At 61.9% G+C, this 17,523-nt stretch carries 13 protein-coding genes and 1 tRNA gene; 9 read left to right on the forward strand and 5 right to left on the reverse strand.

What is annotated here, in order from left to right; genetic code table 11:
• Nucleotides 1-86 precede the first annotated feature (86 nt).
• From EX20_RS05955 to EX20_RS30325, 4 genes are all read left to right on the forward strand, one after another.
• Nucleotides 87-362: a multiubiquitin domain-containing protein gene (locus EX20_RS05955; protein WP_034192959.1), complete on the forward strand. Its 276-nt coding sequence runs from the start codon at nt 87-89 to the stop codon at nt 360-362.
• A complete protein-coding gene (locus EX20_RS05960) occupies nt 337-1,551 on the forward strand; it encodes a ThiF family adenylyltransferase (protein WP_034192960.1) in 1,215 nt (404 codons plus the stop codon). Before EX20_RS05955 ends, EX20_RS05960 begins: the two co-directional genes overlap by 26 nt.
• Complete coding sequence (locus EX20_RS31730) at nt 1,548-2,003, forward strand: ubiquitination-like system serine protease family protein (RefSeq protein WP_072465432.1); 456 nt, start codon at nt 1,548-1,550, stop codon at nt 2,001-2,003. Before EX20_RS05960 ends, EX20_RS31730 begins: the two co-directional genes overlap by 4 nt.
• 270 nt (nt 2,004-2,273) lie before the next feature.
• Nucleotides 2,274-3,206 carry a replication initiation protein gene (locus tag EX20_RS30325; protein WP_072465433.1) on the forward strand — a complete coding sequence of 311 codons (933 nt, stop codon included), beginning with the start codon at nt 2,274-2,276 and terminating at the stop codon, nt 3,204-3,206.
• 222 nt (nt 3,207-3,428) lie between these two features.
• Here the strand turns inward: EX20_RS30325 and EX20_RS05965 are convergent, their stop codons facing one another.
• From EX20_RS05965 to EX20_RS05985, 5 genes are all read right to left on the reverse strand, one after another.
• On the reverse strand, nt 3,429-6,125 hold the full coding sequence (locus EX20_RS05965) for a DEAD/DEAH box helicase (RefSeq protein ID WP_034192961.1): 2,697 nt from the start codon (nt 6,123-6,125) through the stop codon (nt 3,429-3,431).
• Nucleotides 6,126-6,133: 8 nt separating this feature from the next.
• Complete coding sequence (locus tag EX20_RS05970; protein ID WP_034192962.1) at nt 6,134-7,669, reverse strand: site-specific DNA-methyltransferase; 1,536 nt, start codon at nt 7,667-7,669, stop codon at nt 6,134-6,136.
• Between the two features lie 67 nt (nt 7,670-7,736).
• Entirely contained in the window at nt 7,737-8,333 is a 597-nt protein-coding gene (locus tag EX20_RS05975) for a hypothetical protein (protein ID WP_231572240.1), read from the reverse strand.
• A 1,258-nt stretch (nt 8,334-9,591) separates the two neighbouring features.
• Nucleotides 9,592-10,620, reverse strand: coding sequence for a site-specific integrase (locus EX20_RS05980; RefSeq protein ID WP_034192964.1), 1,029 nt, complete (start codon nt 10,618-10,620; stop codon nt 9,592-9,594).
• 140 nt (nt 10,621-10,760) lie between these two features.
• Nucleotides 10,761-10,836 (reverse strand) — tRNA-Arg (locus EX20_RS05985).
• 258 nt (nt 10,837-11,094) lie between these two features.
• On the opposite strand from EX20_RS05985, the gene EX20_RS05990 reads away from it, so the two are divergent.
• The 5 genes from EX20_RS05990 (at nt 11,095) to rfbG (ending at nt 17,518) form a co-directional block, all read left to right on the forward strand.
• On the forward strand, nt 11,095-11,994 hold the full coding sequence (locus EX20_RS05990) for a c-type cytochrome (RefSeq protein WP_014722208.1): 900 nt from the start codon (nt 11,095-11,097) through the stop codon (nt 11,992-11,994).
• A gap of 526 nt (nt 11,995-12,520) precedes the next feature.
• Entirely contained in the window at nt 12,521-14,359 is a 1,839-nt protein-coding gene (locus tag EX20_RS05995) for a thiamine pyrophosphate-binding protein (protein ID WP_226151415.1), read from the forward strand.
• Between the two features lie 58 nt (nt 14,360-14,417).
• Nucleotides 14,418-15,512, forward strand: a complete 1,095-nt coding sequence (locus EX20_RS06000; RefSeq protein WP_034192966.1) for an N-acetylneuraminate synthase family protein — start codon at nt 14,418-14,420, stop codon at nt 15,510-15,512.
• Between the two features lie 162 nt (nt 15,513-15,674).
• Entirely contained in the window at nt 15,675-16,445 is a 771-nt protein-coding gene (gene rfbF, locus EX20_RS06005; protein ID WP_034192967.1) for a glucose-1-phosphate cytidylyltransferase, read from the forward strand.
• Entirely contained in the window at nt 16,442-17,518 is a 1,077-nt protein-coding gene (rfbG, locus tag EX20_RS06010) for a CDP-glucose 4,6-dehydratase (protein ID WP_034192968.1), read from the forward strand. Before rfbF ends, rfbG begins: the two co-directional genes overlap by 4 nt.
• Nucleotides 17,519-17,523: the final 5 nt, after the last annotated feature.

Consider the following 17,523-nt stretch of genomic DNA (forward strand, 5'->3'; position numbering starts at 1 on the left):
GTCAACTTAATATGACGGTGCGTTCGCGGTGAGCGCGCCCGAGAGCGTCCCGCCCGTCGGGCACTTTCCCAAAAGGGCAATAAGCTATGAACTCTGAGCACTCCGCACCACAATCAGCCGGCGAATCCGGCAAGGAAAAGACGTACAGCATCGTCATCAACGGTCAGCAAGAGACCGTTTCCGACCATCACCTGACGTATGAGCAGGTGGTCCGCCTCGCCTTCCCGGCAGGGCCGTTCGACATCCTCTACTCCGTCAGCTATGCGAACCCGCACGGCCATGACGGCACGCTGGCGCCGGGCCAGAAAACGGTGGTTAAAGACGGGATGAGCTTCAATGTCATCAAAACCAATCGCTCCTGATTCGGGCCTGCAGCAGCTTGTCGACGCCGGCTACGAGGTCGAAGTGCGCCAGCAGCATTTGTTGGTGCACCGCGTGCCCTATGTAACAGCCGACAGGCAAGTTAAGCTGGGCACGATGGTATGCCTCTATCTTCAAAGCGGTGGCAGTGTGCTGCCGCCCAATACAGGCGGCGACACACACCAGGTGTGGTGGGCGGGCGAGTACCCCTGCTTCGCTGATGGCTCGCCAATGTCGCAGCTTGAAAACGAGCACACTCGCCAAGAGCTCTTTCCCGGCTGCACCATTGACCACCGATTCTCCAACAAGCCCTTTGGCGTCGACGCCTATCCAGACCACTACCAAAAGGTCACGCACTACGCGAACCTGATTCAGGCTCAGGCGCGCGTGTTGGAGCCTTTGGCCACTGCGCAGACGGGTCGCCTCACCATCGCAGAGGATGGAACATCGGTTTTCCGGTACGCGGATACTGCTTCGGCCAGGGCGGAAATCATGACGACGTCCGCGCGTCTGGCACTGGGAAAGGTAGCTATCGTAGGCTTGGGCGGCACGGGGTCCTACGTGCTTGACCAGCTCGCCAAGACGCCCATCTACGAGATTCATCTATTCGATGGCGACCTCTACCTGCAGCACAACGCCTTTCGGTCGCCCGGCGCCGCTACCGCGGAGGAAATCGACGCAAAGCAGCCGAAGACGCAATACTTCCAGGCCAAATATGACGCCATGCACCGGGGTGTGAAAAGCCATCCGTACTATCTGGACGCGTCGAACATCAGCGAGCTCCAAGGTTTCAACTTCGTGTTCGTTTGCGTGGACAAGGGCGACGCGCGCAAACTCATCTTCAACTACCTCCTGGCGCAGGGCATCGCCTTCATTGATGTTGGGATGAATTTGCAACTGGTGAAGCAGTCCATGAAATTGCTGGGTAGCTGCCGGGTGACCATCGCAACTCCTGAGAAGCGCGACCACCTTGAGCAGTGCGTTCCGATGGACGATGGCGACGAGGATGTCCTATATCGGCAGAACATTCAGGTGGCGGATATGAACGCCCTGAACGCTCAGCTCGCAGTCATGCGGTGGAAACAGTACTGCGGTTTTTATCAGGCAGATTTCGACGCACACAACATGCTCTTCTCCGTGAACATGACCTCGCTCGCAAGGCAAGTCACCACCGCCGAGACGCAGCCATGAAGGTGGACGCCGTCGAACCGCGATACGTAGAGTTTGTCCCGAAGGTGCTCGAGCCAGGGGTCTTGTATATCAGTGAAAAGTACAAGACCGCATCGCATCTTTGTGCTTGTGGGTGCGGGGAGAAAGTGGTGACGCCTCTCTCGCCTGTGGAATGGCAATTGCGAAATGACGGTGGGTTCGTGAGCCTTCACCCGTCCATAGGCAACTGGAACTACGCGTGCCGGTCGCACTACTGGATTCGTCGTAATCGCATCGCCTGGTCCGGGGGCATGACCCAGCAGCAGATTGCGCGTGTTCAGGCACGCGACCGTGCGGACAAGGCCCGATATGTTGCAGCCCTCAATAGGGAGAAGGATGAAGCCGCGCGGACAGAAAACGTAACAATTAAGACGTCGAGTTCGCTTATCCAGCGGCTGTGGACGGCATTGCAACGCTGGTGGAGAGGTAACTGACGCGTTTCCTCCTACGTTGCCACTTCGTATCTCAGTCGCTTGATGGACGAGCATGGTCGAGGCGCGCCTATACTCAACGAGCACCAAATGAAGCGCCCCGGCTGGAACCGGGGCGCGGTGCACACAAGGCGCGTCGTTACACAATGCTCAATTGAGTATAGACGCGGAAATCATCATCCCGCCGCGCTCAGCATGCGGAGGACAAATTTCGTAGCAGCATGAGGGCATAAGTAGTTAGCTGCTGGTGTGGCACACCCGTAATGGTGTGTCTTGTCCTCGTCTGCCCTCCAAAACCTGATAGAAGAATATGCACCCCACAGACCGTGGTGCGGCATCGAAAAAAACGCAGCAAAAGTCCGGCCACTTTCGACAGCGCTGACTCTGCCGTACATGCAAATGAGCAACCCAGCGCTCGCATGCTGGCTCATCTTTGACATCGACCGTCCCGGCGCTACCACCGCGTGGACCGACGCTGATTTGCCGCCGCCGACCTACGTTGCGACCAATCCTGAAAACGGACATGCTCATTTGGGCTACGCGCTTGCCGCGCCGGTGTGCGTGACCGACGCAGCCAGAAAACACCCCCAGCGCTATCTAGCTGCGATTGAGCACGCTTACATGACGCGCTTGCGGGCCGACGCAGCGTTCAATGGACCTCTCGCGAAAAATCCGTTAAGCGACCGCTGGAAGCTCTGGGAGCCAGCGAACTGCCCGATGTATGAGCTTGGCCTGCTGGCCGATTACGTTGACTTGCCGGCGTCGCTGCCACGCCGTCCGAAGCCCGAAGGCTACAGCCGTAACTGCGACCTGTTCGAGGTGCTACTGGCGTGGGCTGTCCGGGCCATTCGAGGTTACTGGGGACCGGGCGGCGAAAACCGGTGGCGTGAGGTATGTATCCAGCAGGCGCTGGCCCTCAATACGTTCCCGGTGCCGCTAGGCGTGAGCGAAGTGATGGGTATCGGCCGCAGCATCAGTCGGTGGACATGGAGGAATACGACGCCCGCAGGGTTTCGAGCCGTTCAGGCGGAACGGGGCCGGCGCGGTGGCGTTGCCTCCGGCGCAGTACGCCGTGCAGCGACGGAAGAACAGCGTTCCGCCGCTATTGTTCTGGCGCAGCAAGGACTGTCGAATCGCGCCATAGCCGCGCAGCTTGGCGTGTCTCATCCAACAATCGCAGCCTGGTTGCGCTCGGGCTCCGAGTGACGCGCCGGGTGGTAAGTGAAGCCATATCAGGTAGCAGCGCCAATGAGCGCGTATCTGCTGGGCATAGCACGACGGCGGACCGGGCTAAGCCGTGTCGGCATTTGGCTTGGCCCTTCCTTCCGGTATGCGGAGAACGATGACCTCGTGAAATCATTGATGAGTGTCAGGCATAACTCCCCTCACATCAGGACACCATGGAGAGTGATGTGATGCTTGCGGCCGCTAACCCGCGAGCTTGTCCGCAAGCTGCTTGAACACGTCGCGGCCGGCATCATCCTTCTCCTCGGCGAAGAGGAACAGGCAACGGCCGTCACTGGATGCTTCCCAGCGATGCCCGACCTGCTTCTTCTCCTTGGAGTCGTCGTTCGTCTTGTACGGTTCGCCTTTGTACTCGACAACGAGGATGCGACCGTCGACGAGCTCCGCAACGAAGTCCGGATAGAAATAGTCGGTCGCTGTGGGCAGCCAGAAAGAGAACTGCGGCTGACGTTCGATATTGCGGACCCAGTACTTCACCTTCGGATGCGCATCGATGACCTGTGCACAGCGGAACTCTTCGGCAATCTGCCCGGCGTTCGTCTTCTCCCGAAGGTCATGAATGACCGGGTAGAAGTGCTTGCTGAATTCGTAGCTGCCTTGATAAAGGTTCTTGGCCGGATACTTGCCAGGGTCAAAGGTGAAGCTGTACCGGGTAATGTCCTCCAGACTGGGCACCGTCATTTCGAATAGGCGTCCCTGGAATCCTTTCTTTACAGCCTGCCGACGCAGTCGTCCGACCTCGCTCTTGATGGCATCTGCCAGTTGGAAGCGCGCCCGGACCAGGGCGGTCAGGCTAAAGCCCTTGGCGTGGATGAGATGGGTAATCATCTTGACCAGATACGCTTGCAGGTCGAGCTGTGAGACGTCCGGCTGCCGGACCTGCACATCGAGCCATCGCACCAAATCGTGCTCGCTCACATGGCTCGTAACCTCGTTGAGCTTCAACTGCTGGGCGTCGATATGCTTGTAGCTAACCTTCGCACCGTTGACGTCAATCTCGAAGGAGTTGACCAGCTCGTGGATGGCAAAGTTTTCCAACTGGATGGGCGTGTCCAGCAGGCTCCAGTCCCCGAGTTGCGCCAGCGTGTCTTTCTCGACCACTTCGAGATAGCCGTCCAGCTCCAGGCATAGCTGAGGAATGGGAGCGAAGCTCAAGCCCAACTGGGCGGGTGCCTTCATCGCCTGCCGCATGGCGCGATGGTCAGCAAACTGCTGTGCCACCTTTTCTTTGACCTTGGGCGGCAGGGGCGCGGTCACGAAGGTTTCTGCCTGCTTTAACGTCTCGCTGTCTACGTTGCCCTTGAGCACCAGCGTTGCACCCTGCGACGTAGGATGTACCTGAACCGCGGCCTTCAATTCTTCCGGCCAGTTCTTGGTATCGGGCAGCGTGGGCAGCTCGATATGACAATCCGGCAGCGCTATGCCCCCTGCCACGACATTGCCAGGGGCGCCGCCGGAACCGCCAGTCAGCGGGAGTGACTGCTGAGGCACGATGATGCTGGCCGTATCCAGTCGCTCGAACCCCATGTTTTGAACCAGGCGGTCTCGAAGGTTGCTGGCAGCTTCCGCAAAGTTGGTCGCCACAATATGGGCGTATGCCTTGTTTAGGGGTGCCTGGTTCCGGTCCTTCGCATAGGGCATACGCAGGACTCGGCCTAGCAACTGCTCAACGTCCTTGGCGGAGTTGACCGACTGCAGGCTGGCCAGCACGTATGCGAAGGAGCAGTCCCATCCTTCCTTCAACGCCTCCACGGTGATGACATATCGCACCGGGCACGCGGGGTCGAACAGATTTACGCCGTCCAGCTCTTTCTGCGAGCCCGTGGCGATGGCAATCTGCTCGGCGGGAATGTGTTCCTGTTCGATGAGGTGCTGCTTGACCACATCCACCGTGGCTTCACCGCCCTTGGGCATGGCTTGTATCAGGGCAATCGGACGGACGTAGTCCGATTCTTTCTGCGCGACGATGTCCAACCGGTCCCGCGTCAAAATTGCATCGCGCAGACATTCGCGCCAGCCTTCCGGGTGCTCGGCCAGGACGATGGGCAGCTTAATCATCTGCTCGGCGCGCAGCTCCTGGGCGGAGACGTGGTACAGCACGTTGTTGCCCGCGACTGGCGTCGCGGTCAGTTCGACTACGCAACTGGGGTTCAGGCGCCCCAAGGTCTTGAAGAAGCGGTCGGTTCGGTTGTTATGGGCCTCGTCGACGATGACAACCGGCCGATGCAGATTGAGCCAGTTTGCGACCGACCACTTTACCCGGCCGATGTCCTTCTCAGTCAGGAACGGCTGGTTTTCCAGGTCCGCGGCGGTGACCTTCTCCAGCCCCGCAGCCACAGCCGGAGGCAAGTCCCGGAAATGCTCCTGCAGTTCCTCGAAGAATGCGTAGACGTTGCGTTTGCTCGTATCCGTCACGTTCAGGGCCTGGATGGTCGCCACGATAATGATGCAGGCCCTTCCGACATCGCCAGTGCCAACGGTCTGCAGGTTCTCCAGTTCTGCGACCCTGAGATTCTCACCCACGTAATGCGCGAGAGCCTGCCGGTACGGATGCTGGACATTGGACAGAGCTTCGAGCGTCTGGGTTCGAATCGTATCGGATGGCGTTAGCCACAGGGCAACCGGAAAATCACTATCCATGAGAGCCCGGCCGACGGGTACGACGGCATGCGCGGCCATGAGGGTTTTGCCACCCCCGGTGGGAACGCGGAGGCACGCACATGGAATCCCCGGGAACAGGTCGTGGTAAGGCACGCCGGTCACACTCTGAGCGGCCATGGCCTCCTGCCACGCCTCAGTGGTGGCAACAGAGCGGCTACGCTTTACGAAATCGACCAGCGCATCGAGCGCATCTTCCTGGTATTTTTTCAGCTTCAACATGGTCGGGTTCAGCGCATGGAGATGTCGTAAGGAATCTGCCGGAACGTGATTTCTTCGGCAGCCAGGCGAGCCGGACCGACTCGTGAGGTTTCACCGTACACGACAATCGGCATCGGAGATGGGCAGAGTGTCCTGATATGGGCGAGGACGGCACTATTCAGCACATTGCCGCCGGCGGGCCGTCGGTCGCCCAGGATGCCGTTGTACAGCAGAAAATAGGCTTTGCCGTCATGCACTCCTAAGAGCGGGCTATCGAATGGCTGCTCTCCAGCGGTACCTGTTTCCAGATGCCAGATGTAGGCGGCTAGCGTGCTGAACTTCACGTTTGCATTGAGCCGACCATGCTCATCGAAAGCGCTTTCGCCCAAGGTGTAGAACGCGAATCCACCGCCACCTTTCCACCGTACGGATTCGCTGATGCCACCCTGCTCACCGCCAATGACTTTTTCCAAGCGAGGGATGCAATGAGTCCTAGCGTGCTCGCCCATTTCAATGCCGATATACCGGCGCCCCATCTTGTGCGCGACGGCTGCGGTCGTACCGGAGCCGAGGAATGAGTCGAGGACCAAATCCCCCGGATTGCTGGCAATGTGCAAAATCCTCGACATCAGCCGCTCCGGTTTTGGCGTACCGAAACTGAAGTCGGCGCCGAACAAGACGTTGCTTTCCTTTTTCGCTTCGTCGGTGTGCCCGACCTCTTCGTGCGGCCACCAAGTCCAAGGAACAAGCCCCTCGACCTCAGAAAGAAAGCGGATGACGCTGGGCTGCGCATTACCGTCTTTGCCCCAGTAAATTCGACCTTGGTCAAGCAGCTTCTGGAATTCCGGCTCAATCATTGACCAGCAACGTCCTTCGGGCGGCTTATGCTCCCGCCCGTTGGGTGCAGTGATGGTATACATCTGGTTAGGTCGAAATCCCTGTGCCGTCATAGGCAAACCCCGCCAGCGCTTTGCCGGGTCGGTCTCCTTCGGATTGTCAGGGTTACGGTATATTTTTGCTTGGGCCTCATCGAGCGGAATACGATTGCGCGATTCCTTAAACTTCTCTGGCGATTTAGCATAGACCACGAGGTAGTCATGGACATCGCCAATCGCCTCCCGGTTCTCACGGGAGTAACGTTTCTGCCAAACGTTCGACGCAATGAAGTTCTTTCGTCCAAAAACCTCATCCATCAACACCTTCAGGTAGTGCGCTTCGCTGTCGTCAATCGTCACCCAGATGCTGCCATCCTCTGCCAGCAAATCCCTGAGCAGCATGAGGCGCGGGTACATCATGGACAACCACTGGCTGTGCTCAAGTCGGTCGTCGTAGTGCTCGAAGGCGCTCTGTGTGTTGTAGGGCGGGTCAATGAAGATGCACTTGACCCGACCAGCGTAAAACGGCAGTAGAGCCTTCAGGGCCAGCAAATTGTCGCCCTGAATGATGAGGTTGTCGCCGGCAACCGACGTATCCCCGTAGATGGCTTCGCGCTTGAGCAGATGGTAGGGCACCTCGCGAGCGGTGTCCTTCGCTTGATTCTTATTTACCCAGTCGAGAAACGGCATGAGGCTGGCAGTTGGAAGAGATACAGGTTCGCTATTGTATCTTTCCGGCGGCCGAGCCTCTCTCCTATCAGCGACTAGCGGGCAGCATCAGACGTTCTCCGTGGCAGACCTTCTGCACGAAGAAAAGCTGCGGCAGTTCCCCCGGATAGCCCCGTCTCTGGGCTTCCTGGAAGAGCGACCACGACTGGGCGCGCACGCCGTGAAATCCCGGTTGCCGACTGATGCGCCCCAGTGTCTCGGCCAGCGCAGCGTAGTGCCGCTGGCTGGCCTGAAAAACCACAAGCGCATGCAGTTCCGCCATCTCGTCCTTCGTCCGCCGCCAGGTCCAGGCGGCCCGCCCACGCGCCGGATGGCGGACCAGCTCGTATCCCAGCCACGTCAGTCGCGGTGAATCGTCAACCATGTGCAGGGCCTCGCCATCCAAACCGCTGCCATCGGTCGCCAGCAACAGCCACTCGACGCGGTCGGCCATGTCCGGCCAGTACATCACGAGCACAGCATTGGCGACTCCCTTGCTTTTCCGCGTGAGCCGCTGTGCCGGCGTGCAGCCGATGCCGTATCGAGCATGGAATTTCTGCGCAAGCGCTTCTGCCTTCGCGACCCGCACGGAGCCACTGATAAACCGATGGTATCCGCGAGGGACGACGTCGAGCACGCGCGACATCGCGGCAGTCTTGCTGTGGGCAATAGGTGTGGATGCTGGCATGGTAGTCAATACGAAACCCGATGCTTCGTATAGCGCGAACCTTGCTGGCGCAATGTGATTCGGCGATGCGCGATGAAACATATTGATGTTCCGTGCAACGCACGGAAGGAATCAGCTATACGAAACCAGGAAACCCATGTTTGCAAGGACAGCACCTCGGCGAAAGCCGCGGCTGCTCGCACGCATGGCGACCTGCCCGCTGTGCCGTCGGACACCGTCCGAGCACATCGGGCAGGCCGCCAACTGCAAACATACACGCCCGAAAGGGCACGCCGGGGCGCCACTCCGGCAGGTTTCAGGCCGCCAAACCTGAAGCCGAGCAAACGCTGTAGCCGCATGCCTCTAATAGGGCTGGTGCGGCTGCGATGGGCGCTGGAGGGTGTAACTCCCTCCTTCGACCCAATCACGCCGGCATATCGTCGGCGAGACGTTGGGCGACACGGAAACGGCGTCGGGCAGGAAATGGCCTGGCGACCTGTTACCTGGTGAAAGCCGGTGCAAGACCGGCTCGGGGGGCGTACCGCAAGGGCGCAACCCGTACCGCACACGTAGGCTGATGAGCGTGCAGCGATGCACGAGGGCCGCAAGGGGAAACCTGGCGCGGCTGGCACCTCGGGAAACCGGGGGCTTCTGGATAGCTCAAGCGTGTAACGGCACCCCCTGATGGGTGCTGTGCGGAGCAGCGCGAAGCCATAGGCGTGAAGCCGTGGTTCGTAGTCGATGAAGCATGACCTGAGTACTTGAGCCGCTATGGAACATCGGGCTGGGGAAACCTGCGGGAAGCCGGAAGGCTAGGGTCAATGCGGAGACAGTGGCGTCATGCTGCGCAGTAGCTGGTAACTAACGTGGGAGCCTCTCTCCGTACCGTGCCGGGTGGCACCGCGCGGGTCGATGGCAGAGAGGGGGAGACTGACTGAGTAGGGCTTGACCGTTGGTGCGATACGACCGAAGCACCTCGGGAGCCATTCAAATGGCGGCACGGCTGGCACCGTGCTCCGAAAGGTTGGAGCGTTTGCGAAGTGTATGGTTGGGCTTGGCGGCCCGTTGCAGTGATGTGCCGTCTCTCCCGCTTGGCAGCGGGAGAGACGAACTCTGGCCTTGGCCGGTCAGATAGCGAGAACAGACTTTATTCGTTGGGAATTTTTAACTCCAAGACCGGGCGTCATGCTCGACGCCCGGTCTCCTATCCAGGTCTCGGAATACGCCACTGGCGGCTTTAACCGGCGACCGCGATGTCCCCGTCACGGTTCGCCTTGGCGGCTGGCTTTCGCACCGCATGCACCAGCTCTTCGTCGGTCGGGTTGTAATACCTCATGGCCATCTGCAGGGTCCTCCATCCGAGAACCTTGGCCAGCGTCGCGGTCTCCATCCGCGGTGCCAGTTGCGACGCGGCTTCGTGCCGCAGGTCGTGAGGGCGCAATCCATCAATGCCAGCGCGCTCGCAGGCCAGCTTGAATGCCTTTCGCAATCCACGAGCGTCGTAGAAAGTCGTCAAACGCCCGGATGCCTGTGGGGAAAGCTCGCGAAGGGCCGCTTCTGCGCGCTCCGACAGCGGCACTGTCCGCGCATCACCGTTTTTTGTCTTGTCGAGCCGAATGATGTGTCTCTCGAGGTCAATCTGTTCCCAGCGCAGATTGACCATCTCGCCGGAGCGCATCCCGGTTTCAATCGCGAGGATGATGCAGAGGCGCAATGCTGGCGTGCGGCTACTGCTGGCCGCTTCCAGCAGCCGGACTTCTTCGTCGCCTTCAAGGCGCCGCTCGCGATGTTGGCCCTTGGCGGGCCATTTGACACCGGCAAGCGGATTTCCGACCGGAATTTCCCACACCTCCCTCGCAGTGGTGAAAACCGCGGAAATGACGACCAACTCACGCCGGACCGTTTCGGAACAACAGGTCTCCAACCTTTCGTCACGATACTTGGCAAAGTCAGTCTTGCGCAGCGTGGAGAGGGGCCGCGCTGCAAGAGCGTGTTTTTTCAGCGCGCGGATACGGACCAACTCCGCTTCCCAGCCACGCTTGTGGGGCGTTTCGTCCCGCTCGTAGCGCTCGAGCAGGTCGCCGAAGGTCGTGCGCTCGAGTGCGGACCGGTCAACAAAATTGCCGTTGGTCATCTCAGCCTCAACGGTAGTCGACCAGTCAAGGGCTGCCTTATGGGACTCGAACGTCTTGGTCTGGGTGGGGTAGCCCTTGCGACGGACCTGGGCCTGGAATTGATACGGACCGCGTTTGATGATGGATGCCATCTCTGTTCCTTGAACATTGGGAACAGGGTATAGCTCGTCAGACCGCTGATATTTGCAGCAGCACTGCAGCAAAAATGCAGCAAGAAATCTGGAAACACCGCGAATCGCGGCTTGAGCTTGACGTAAGCCCTTGATTTTATTGGCGCGCCCGGTAGGAATTGAACCTACAACCCCTGCCTTCGGAGGGCAGTACTCTATCCATTGAGCTACGGGCGCATATGACAGTGACGACGGTGAAACGACCCCGATAAACCAGTCGCCACCGTTGGCAAGACGGCAAGGATACCCGGTTTCCCATGACGCGTCCACCTCGCGCCCGAATCCCCGTCCGGCCAGCTTCCCGTGCGGGTAAACACGCGCCGCCGCGCCGCTCGCCGTGATGTAAACGTTCCGTCTATAATCGTCCGTGCTTCATTGGACTGCCATTTTGCCGTTGCACCGCGCACAATTCCTAATCACGGAGACGAGGCAAGCATGAGCGAAGCACCCCACGAATCTCCCGTCAAAACTCCTGGGCAGCTGATTGCCGTTGTCATCGCGTCATTCGCCATTCCGATCGCCCTGATCGTCCTGTTCGCCAGCTATGCCAACCACGCGTTCCGTTCCGGCGCGGGCACCGACGCGCTCTCCGACCAGCAGGTCGCCGCACGCATCGCGCCGATCGCGCAGGTCGAGGTGAAGGACGCCAACGCGCCTCGCACCTACAAGACAGGCGAGGAAGTCTACAAAGCCGTGTGCGTGACCTGTCACGGCACCGGCGCGGCCGGCGCGCCGAAGTTCGGCAACAAGGACGACTGGGCGCCGCGCATCGCGCAGGGCTACGACACGCTGCTGAAGACCGCGCTGTCGGGCAAGGGCGCAATGCCACCGCGCGGCGGCACGAACCCCGACGACGTCAGCGATTATGAAATCGCCCGCGCGATCGTCTACATGACCAACAACGCAGGAGCGAACTTCGCCGAACCCGCCGCGCCGGCCGCCAACGCTACACCGGCCGCGGGCGGCGCATCGGGTGCAGCAGGCGCATCGGGCGCCGACGCATCGAACGCACAGGCCGCCGCGGCAATGGCCGCGATCGCCGCGATTCCGAAGGCCGGCGACACGCCCGCGGCCGCGCCGACCAGCGCCGACGCCGCGTCGGCCGGCAAGGCGCTGTACACGCAGGTATGCCAGGCCTGTCACGCAGCGGGCGTGCTCGGCGCACCGAAATTCGGCAGCAAGGAGGACTGGGCGCCGCGCCTGAAGGACTCGATGGACACCGTCTACAACTTCGCGCTGCACGGCAAGGGGGCGATGCCGCCGAAGGGTGGCTCGAACGCGTCCGACGCCGACGTGAAGGCGGCCGTCGACTACATGGTCAACGCGGCGAAGTAACAACGCGCCGACGAGCATCGCTTCGGCGTCCGCGTCCGATGCGCTCCAGCCCCGCCCCCTGACCTTCAGGGGGCGGGGCATTTCATTGGAAAACCCGACGCGCGAACGCGCTCGAACCATAGCTCAATGTCCGCAACTGGACACCGCGCGCGAGCCGGTGTGTCCCGTGTGTCGCGTCCGGGTACAGCACGCCGCATCGCTCTTCATGACGCGGCAGCCCCCTCACGTGCGTACCTGTTGCTCCCCATCCTCGCGAACAGGCTTCGACTTCGACGCCTATTAGGCCGCTCCGACGCCGCATCGCCCGCTTCTTCCCCCGACTCGCCCGCCCGTCCTCCCACCGCCGGGCAGAACCACACAGCCGCCGCGTTACCGGCCTATTGCCGAAATAAGCCGTGTTTTGCGGCTCTGCTCGCGGCATAAAAGAAAACGCCCCCATCGGATACTCGGAAGCATGGACAGATGCGCGCCGTCGGCGGCGGACGCTTCACGCGCAGCACATCGTGTCTCGTTCCGGAGTGGGTGCATGAGAAAGATGAGAGTAGCGGAGTATCTTGCGGCGTTTCTGGCAAGCCAGGGGGCTCGCCACGTGTTCACGGTCACCGGCGGCGGCGCCATGTTCCTCAACGATGCACTGGCACACACCGACGGGCTTACGCCGGTCTATTGCCATCACGAGCAGGCCTGCGCAATGGCGGCAGAGGGCTACGCGCGCATCGCAAACACGCCGGGCATCCTCAACGTCACGACGGGCCCCGGCGGTATCAACGCCCTGAACGGCGTATTCGGCGCGTTCACCGACTCGATCCCGCTCATCGTCCTGTCCGGACAGGTGAAGCGCGACACGCACCTCGTGACCACGCCCGTTCCGGGGCTGCGCCAACTCGGCGATCAGGAGGCGGACATCGTAGCGATGGCGCGTCCCGTCTGCAAAGACGCCGTCACCCTCACCGATCCGCTGCAGGCCCGCGCCGTGATCGAACGAGCGTGGGCGCTGTGCCAGCACGGCCGGCCCGGCCCCGTCTGGATCGACATCCCGATCGATGTGCAGTCCGCACAGATCGACGCGGACGCGCTCGAACCCTGGGATCAACGCCTGCCGACGCTGCCCGGCGTGCTCGACGGCGATGCGCTCGATACGGCGGTCGAGCAACTGCTCGCCCGCATCGCGCAATCCCGGCGGCCGCTGTTTCTGCTCGGTACGGGCGCCCGCCTGTCGGGACAGCACGACAACCTCGTGCGCATCGCGGAATGCCTCGGCGTACCGCTTGCGACCGGATGGACCCACGATACCGTCCCGTCCGATCATCCGCTGTTCGCGGGCCGCCCCGGCACCATCGGCACGCGGCAGGGCAACTTCGTGCTGCAAGCCGCCGATCTGGTCGTCGTGTTCGGCAGCCGGCTGAACATCCGGCAAACGGGATACAACTTCACGAGCTTCGCGAAAAACGCGCACATCGTGCAGATCGACGTCGATGAAGCGGAGACCCGCAAGCCGACCCTGCGCCCGCACGAAGCGATCGTCGCCGATCTTCGCGACCTGACGCCTCGACTCCTGCGCGCGGCGCCGCAGCGCGCGACACCGTCGCGGTTCGACGAATGGCGCGCCTGGATCGACCGGACCAAGGCGCGCTACCCGGCGCTGGAGGCCCGACCGCGCCCGTGGAACGGCAAGATCAACCCCTATCTGTTCGTTCAGGCGCTGTTCGAGTTGTCGCGCCCGGGCGACGTGGTCGCGACGGGCAACGCATCGGCCTGCATCATCCCGTTCCAGATCGCGCCGGTCGCGCGCGGCGTCCGGCTGTTCTCGAACTCCGGCAGCGCGTCGATGGGCTACGACCTGCCCGCCGCGATCGGCGCCGCGTTCGCGGCGCCGCAAGGCGGACGCATCTGGGCCATCGCGGGCGACGGCAGCGTGCAGATGAACATCCAGGAGCTGCAGACGATCGCGCACTATCGGTTGCCGATCAAGGTGATCGTGCTGAACAACGCCGGCTATCTGTCGATCCGCTCATCCCAGGCCAACTTCTTCAAGCGCCTGTCGGGCGAAGGCCCGAACAGCGGCGTGACGCTGCCCAATTTCGCAGCGGTCGGCGCAGCGTACGGTCTGCCGTCGGTCCGGCTCGATCAACAGCATTTCCACGATGCGCTGCGCGCGGCGATCGAAGCCCCCGGCCCCGGCCTCATCGAGGTCATGCTCGATCCCGAACAGGGGTTCGAGCCGCGCGTCAGCTCACGCCAGTTGCCCGACGGAACCATCCGCAGCCCCGAACTCGAGGACATGTTCCCGTTCCTTCAGCCCGAAGAGCTCGCGGCCGCGATGCCTGGCGCCGCTCCGTCCGAATCGCCGAGCGCACAGCATTGACGTCGACGGTCGACCCATCGGCAACCGTATTCCCTGATCGAGTCATCCCGGAGTTTTCATGAACTACAAGCAAGAATCCGAGCGCCTGTTCGACGGACTGTTCGTCCTCGAGCTGGCCAACAACCATTGGGGCAATGTCGACCGCGGCCTCCGGATCATCACCGACTTCTCGCGAATCGTGCGCTTCAACAACGTGAAGGCTTCGATCAAGCTGCAGTTCCGCGACGTCGACCGGTTCGTGCATCGGGATTTCCGCGAGCGCTCGGACATCCGCTACATCAAGAAGACGCTCGATACGCAGATGAGCATCGACGACTACAAGACGATGACGGACGCGGTACGCGCCTCGGGATGCATTCCGATGGCCACGCCGTTCGACGAGGAGTCGGTCAGGCTGTGCGCGCGGCTCGGCGTCGAGATCATCAAGATCGCCAGCTCCGACCTGAACGACTGGGTACTGATCGAGGAAATCGCGAAGACGCGCAAGCCGGTCATCGTGTCGACCGGCGGATCGTCGCTCAAGGACGTCGACGACCTGGCGAAGTTCTTCCGCAATCGGCACATCCCGCTCGCCATCAATCATTGCGTCTCGATCTATCCGTCGGAGGACCAGGAGCTCGAAATCAATCAGATCGACTTCCTGCGCGACCGCTATCCGGATCATGTCATCGGCTTCTCGACCCACGAAAAGACCGACTGGACGAGCTCCGTCATGATCGCGTACGCGAAAGGCGCGCGAACCTTCGAGCGCCATATCGACATCGACGCCGACGGCATCCCGGTGTCGCCGTACTGCACGCTGCCCGACCAGGCCGACATCTGGTTCAAGGCGTACCGGAAGGCAGTGGAAATGTGCGGCGCGCCGGGCACGGCCAAGCGCATCCCGCCGCAAAAGGAGATCGCGTATCTCGACGGCCTGGTGCGCGGCGTCTATGCGAAGCGCGATCTCGAGGCCGGCGCCGAGCTGCGCGCAGACGACTACTACCTCGCCATCCCGCTGCAAAAGGGGCAAATGAGCTGTCGGGAGCTGATGAACGGCGAGCGGTTGCTGGAGCCGGTGACCGCGCATGCGCCGATCAAGGTGACGCAGATCGACAGCCCCTACGCTCAGAACGCCGCATTGCGAGAAGCGATCGAGCAGCGCGGGCTGTGAGCGACGGCGGCGCGCCGCGATGGCTCGACTTCGCGATATCGCGCGCGCGCGCCGTCGAATCGCCCGAAATGCACTCGCATCTCGCCTCTTTCCGGCCGACGGTCCATTCGCCATTTTGGTTAGCATGAAATCGTCGACTACATCAATATCCTCGGGTGGTGCATGAAAGCGGTCATTCTTGCCGGCGGGCTGGGAACGCGGCTGATGGAAGAAACGGTGGTCAAGCCGAAGCCGCTGGTGGAGATCGGCGGCAAGCCGATGCTCTGGCACATCATGAAGCTCTACGCCGCGCACGGCATCACGGACTTCATCGTGTGCGGCGGATACAAGAGCTATCTGATCAAGGAGTATTTCGCGAACTACATGCTGCACAACGCGGACGTCACGTTCGACATCGCGGCCGGCGCCATGGACATCCACCATCATCGCGTCGAGCCGTGGCGCGTCACCATCGTCGATACGGGCGAGCGGACGATGACGGGCGGGCGGCTCAAGCGCATCCGCTCATATCTCGGACAAGAAGACTTCTGCATGACGTACGGAGATGGCGTCGGCGACATCGACATCACGCAGCTGATCCGCCATCACCGCGATCACGGGCGCCATGCAACCGTCACCGCCGCCCAGCCGGTCGGCCGGTTCGGCGCGATGAGCGTCGACGGCGACCGCGTCGTCTCGTTCAAGGAAAAACCGCTCGCCGATGGCAGCTGGGTCAATGCTGGCTTCTTCGTGCTCAAGCCCAGCGCGCTCGACTACATCGACGGCGACGTGATGTGGGAGACGGGCCCGATCGAACGCCTTGCCGGCGAAGATCAGCTGCGCGCGCATTTCCATACGGGCTTCTGGCATCCGATGGACACGTTGCGCGACAAGACGGCGCTCGACGAGATGTGGAACAGCGGCAACGCGCCGTGGAAGTGCTGGACAGCATGAGCACGCCGTCCTTCTGGCATGGTCGCCGCGTTTTCGTGACGGGCCACACGGGCTTCAAAGGCGCATGGCTCACGATGTGGCTGAGCAGCCTCGGCGCGCGCGTGACCGGTTACGCGCTGCCGCCGCCGACCACGCCGAGCCTTTACGCGCTGGCCGAAACCGGCCGCCTGCTCGACGCCGAAACGATCGCCGACATCAACGACGCGAAGCAGCTCGCGCAATCGCTGCAATCCGCCGCACCGGAAGTCGTGTTCCACCTCGCGGCGCAGCCTTTGGTGCGCGACAGCTACTCGATGCCCGTCGAAACCTTCGCGACCAACGTGATGGGCACCGCCCATCTGCTGGAAGCGGTCCGCGGTGCGCCATCCGTGCGCGCGGTCATCGTCGTCACGACGGACAAATGCTATGAGAACCGCGAATGGGTGTGGGGCTATCGCGAAACGGACCCGCTGGGCGGTCACGATCCGTACAGCGCGAGCAAGGCCGCCGCGGAGATCCTGACTGCCGCGTGGCGCGCGTCGTTCTTCCGCCCGGGCCCATCGATCGTGACCGCGCGAGCCGGCAACGTGATCGGCGGCGGCGATTTCGCACGCGACCGCCTGCTGCCCGATTTCGTCCGCGCGATCGAGCGCGGTGACGCTCTCGAGATCCGTAATCCGCACGCCGTGCGCCCGTGGCAGTTCGTTCTCGACCCGCTGCAAGGCTACATCGAGCTGGCCGAGCGCGCGTACGGCGCAGAAGCCGGGCTCGATAGCGCATGGAATTTCGGCCCGGACGAGTCCAGCACGTGCACGGTCGGCGAGGTGATCCGCGGTTTCGCCGACGTGTGCGCGCCATGGGCGCCGGCCCGCATTTCGTTCGGCGCAAGCGCGCCGCAACCGCACGAGGCTACGGTGCTGAAGCTGGATACCTCCAAGGCGCGTTCGCAGCTCGTGTGGCGGCCGCGCCTCGGCCTGCGCGAAACGCTGGAGTGGACCGCCGACTGGTATCGAAGCTATCTGTCGGGCGGCGATCTGCGCGCATTGACGCAGACGCAGCTCGACCGTTACATCGCGCGCAGCGCCGAGCGCTGAGCGCC

The organism is Burkholderia sp. WP42, assembly GCF_000745665.1.
Classification (GTDB): Bacteria; Pseudomonadota; Gammaproteobacteria; order Burkholderiales; family Burkholderiaceae; genus Burkholderia; species Burkholderia vietnamiensis.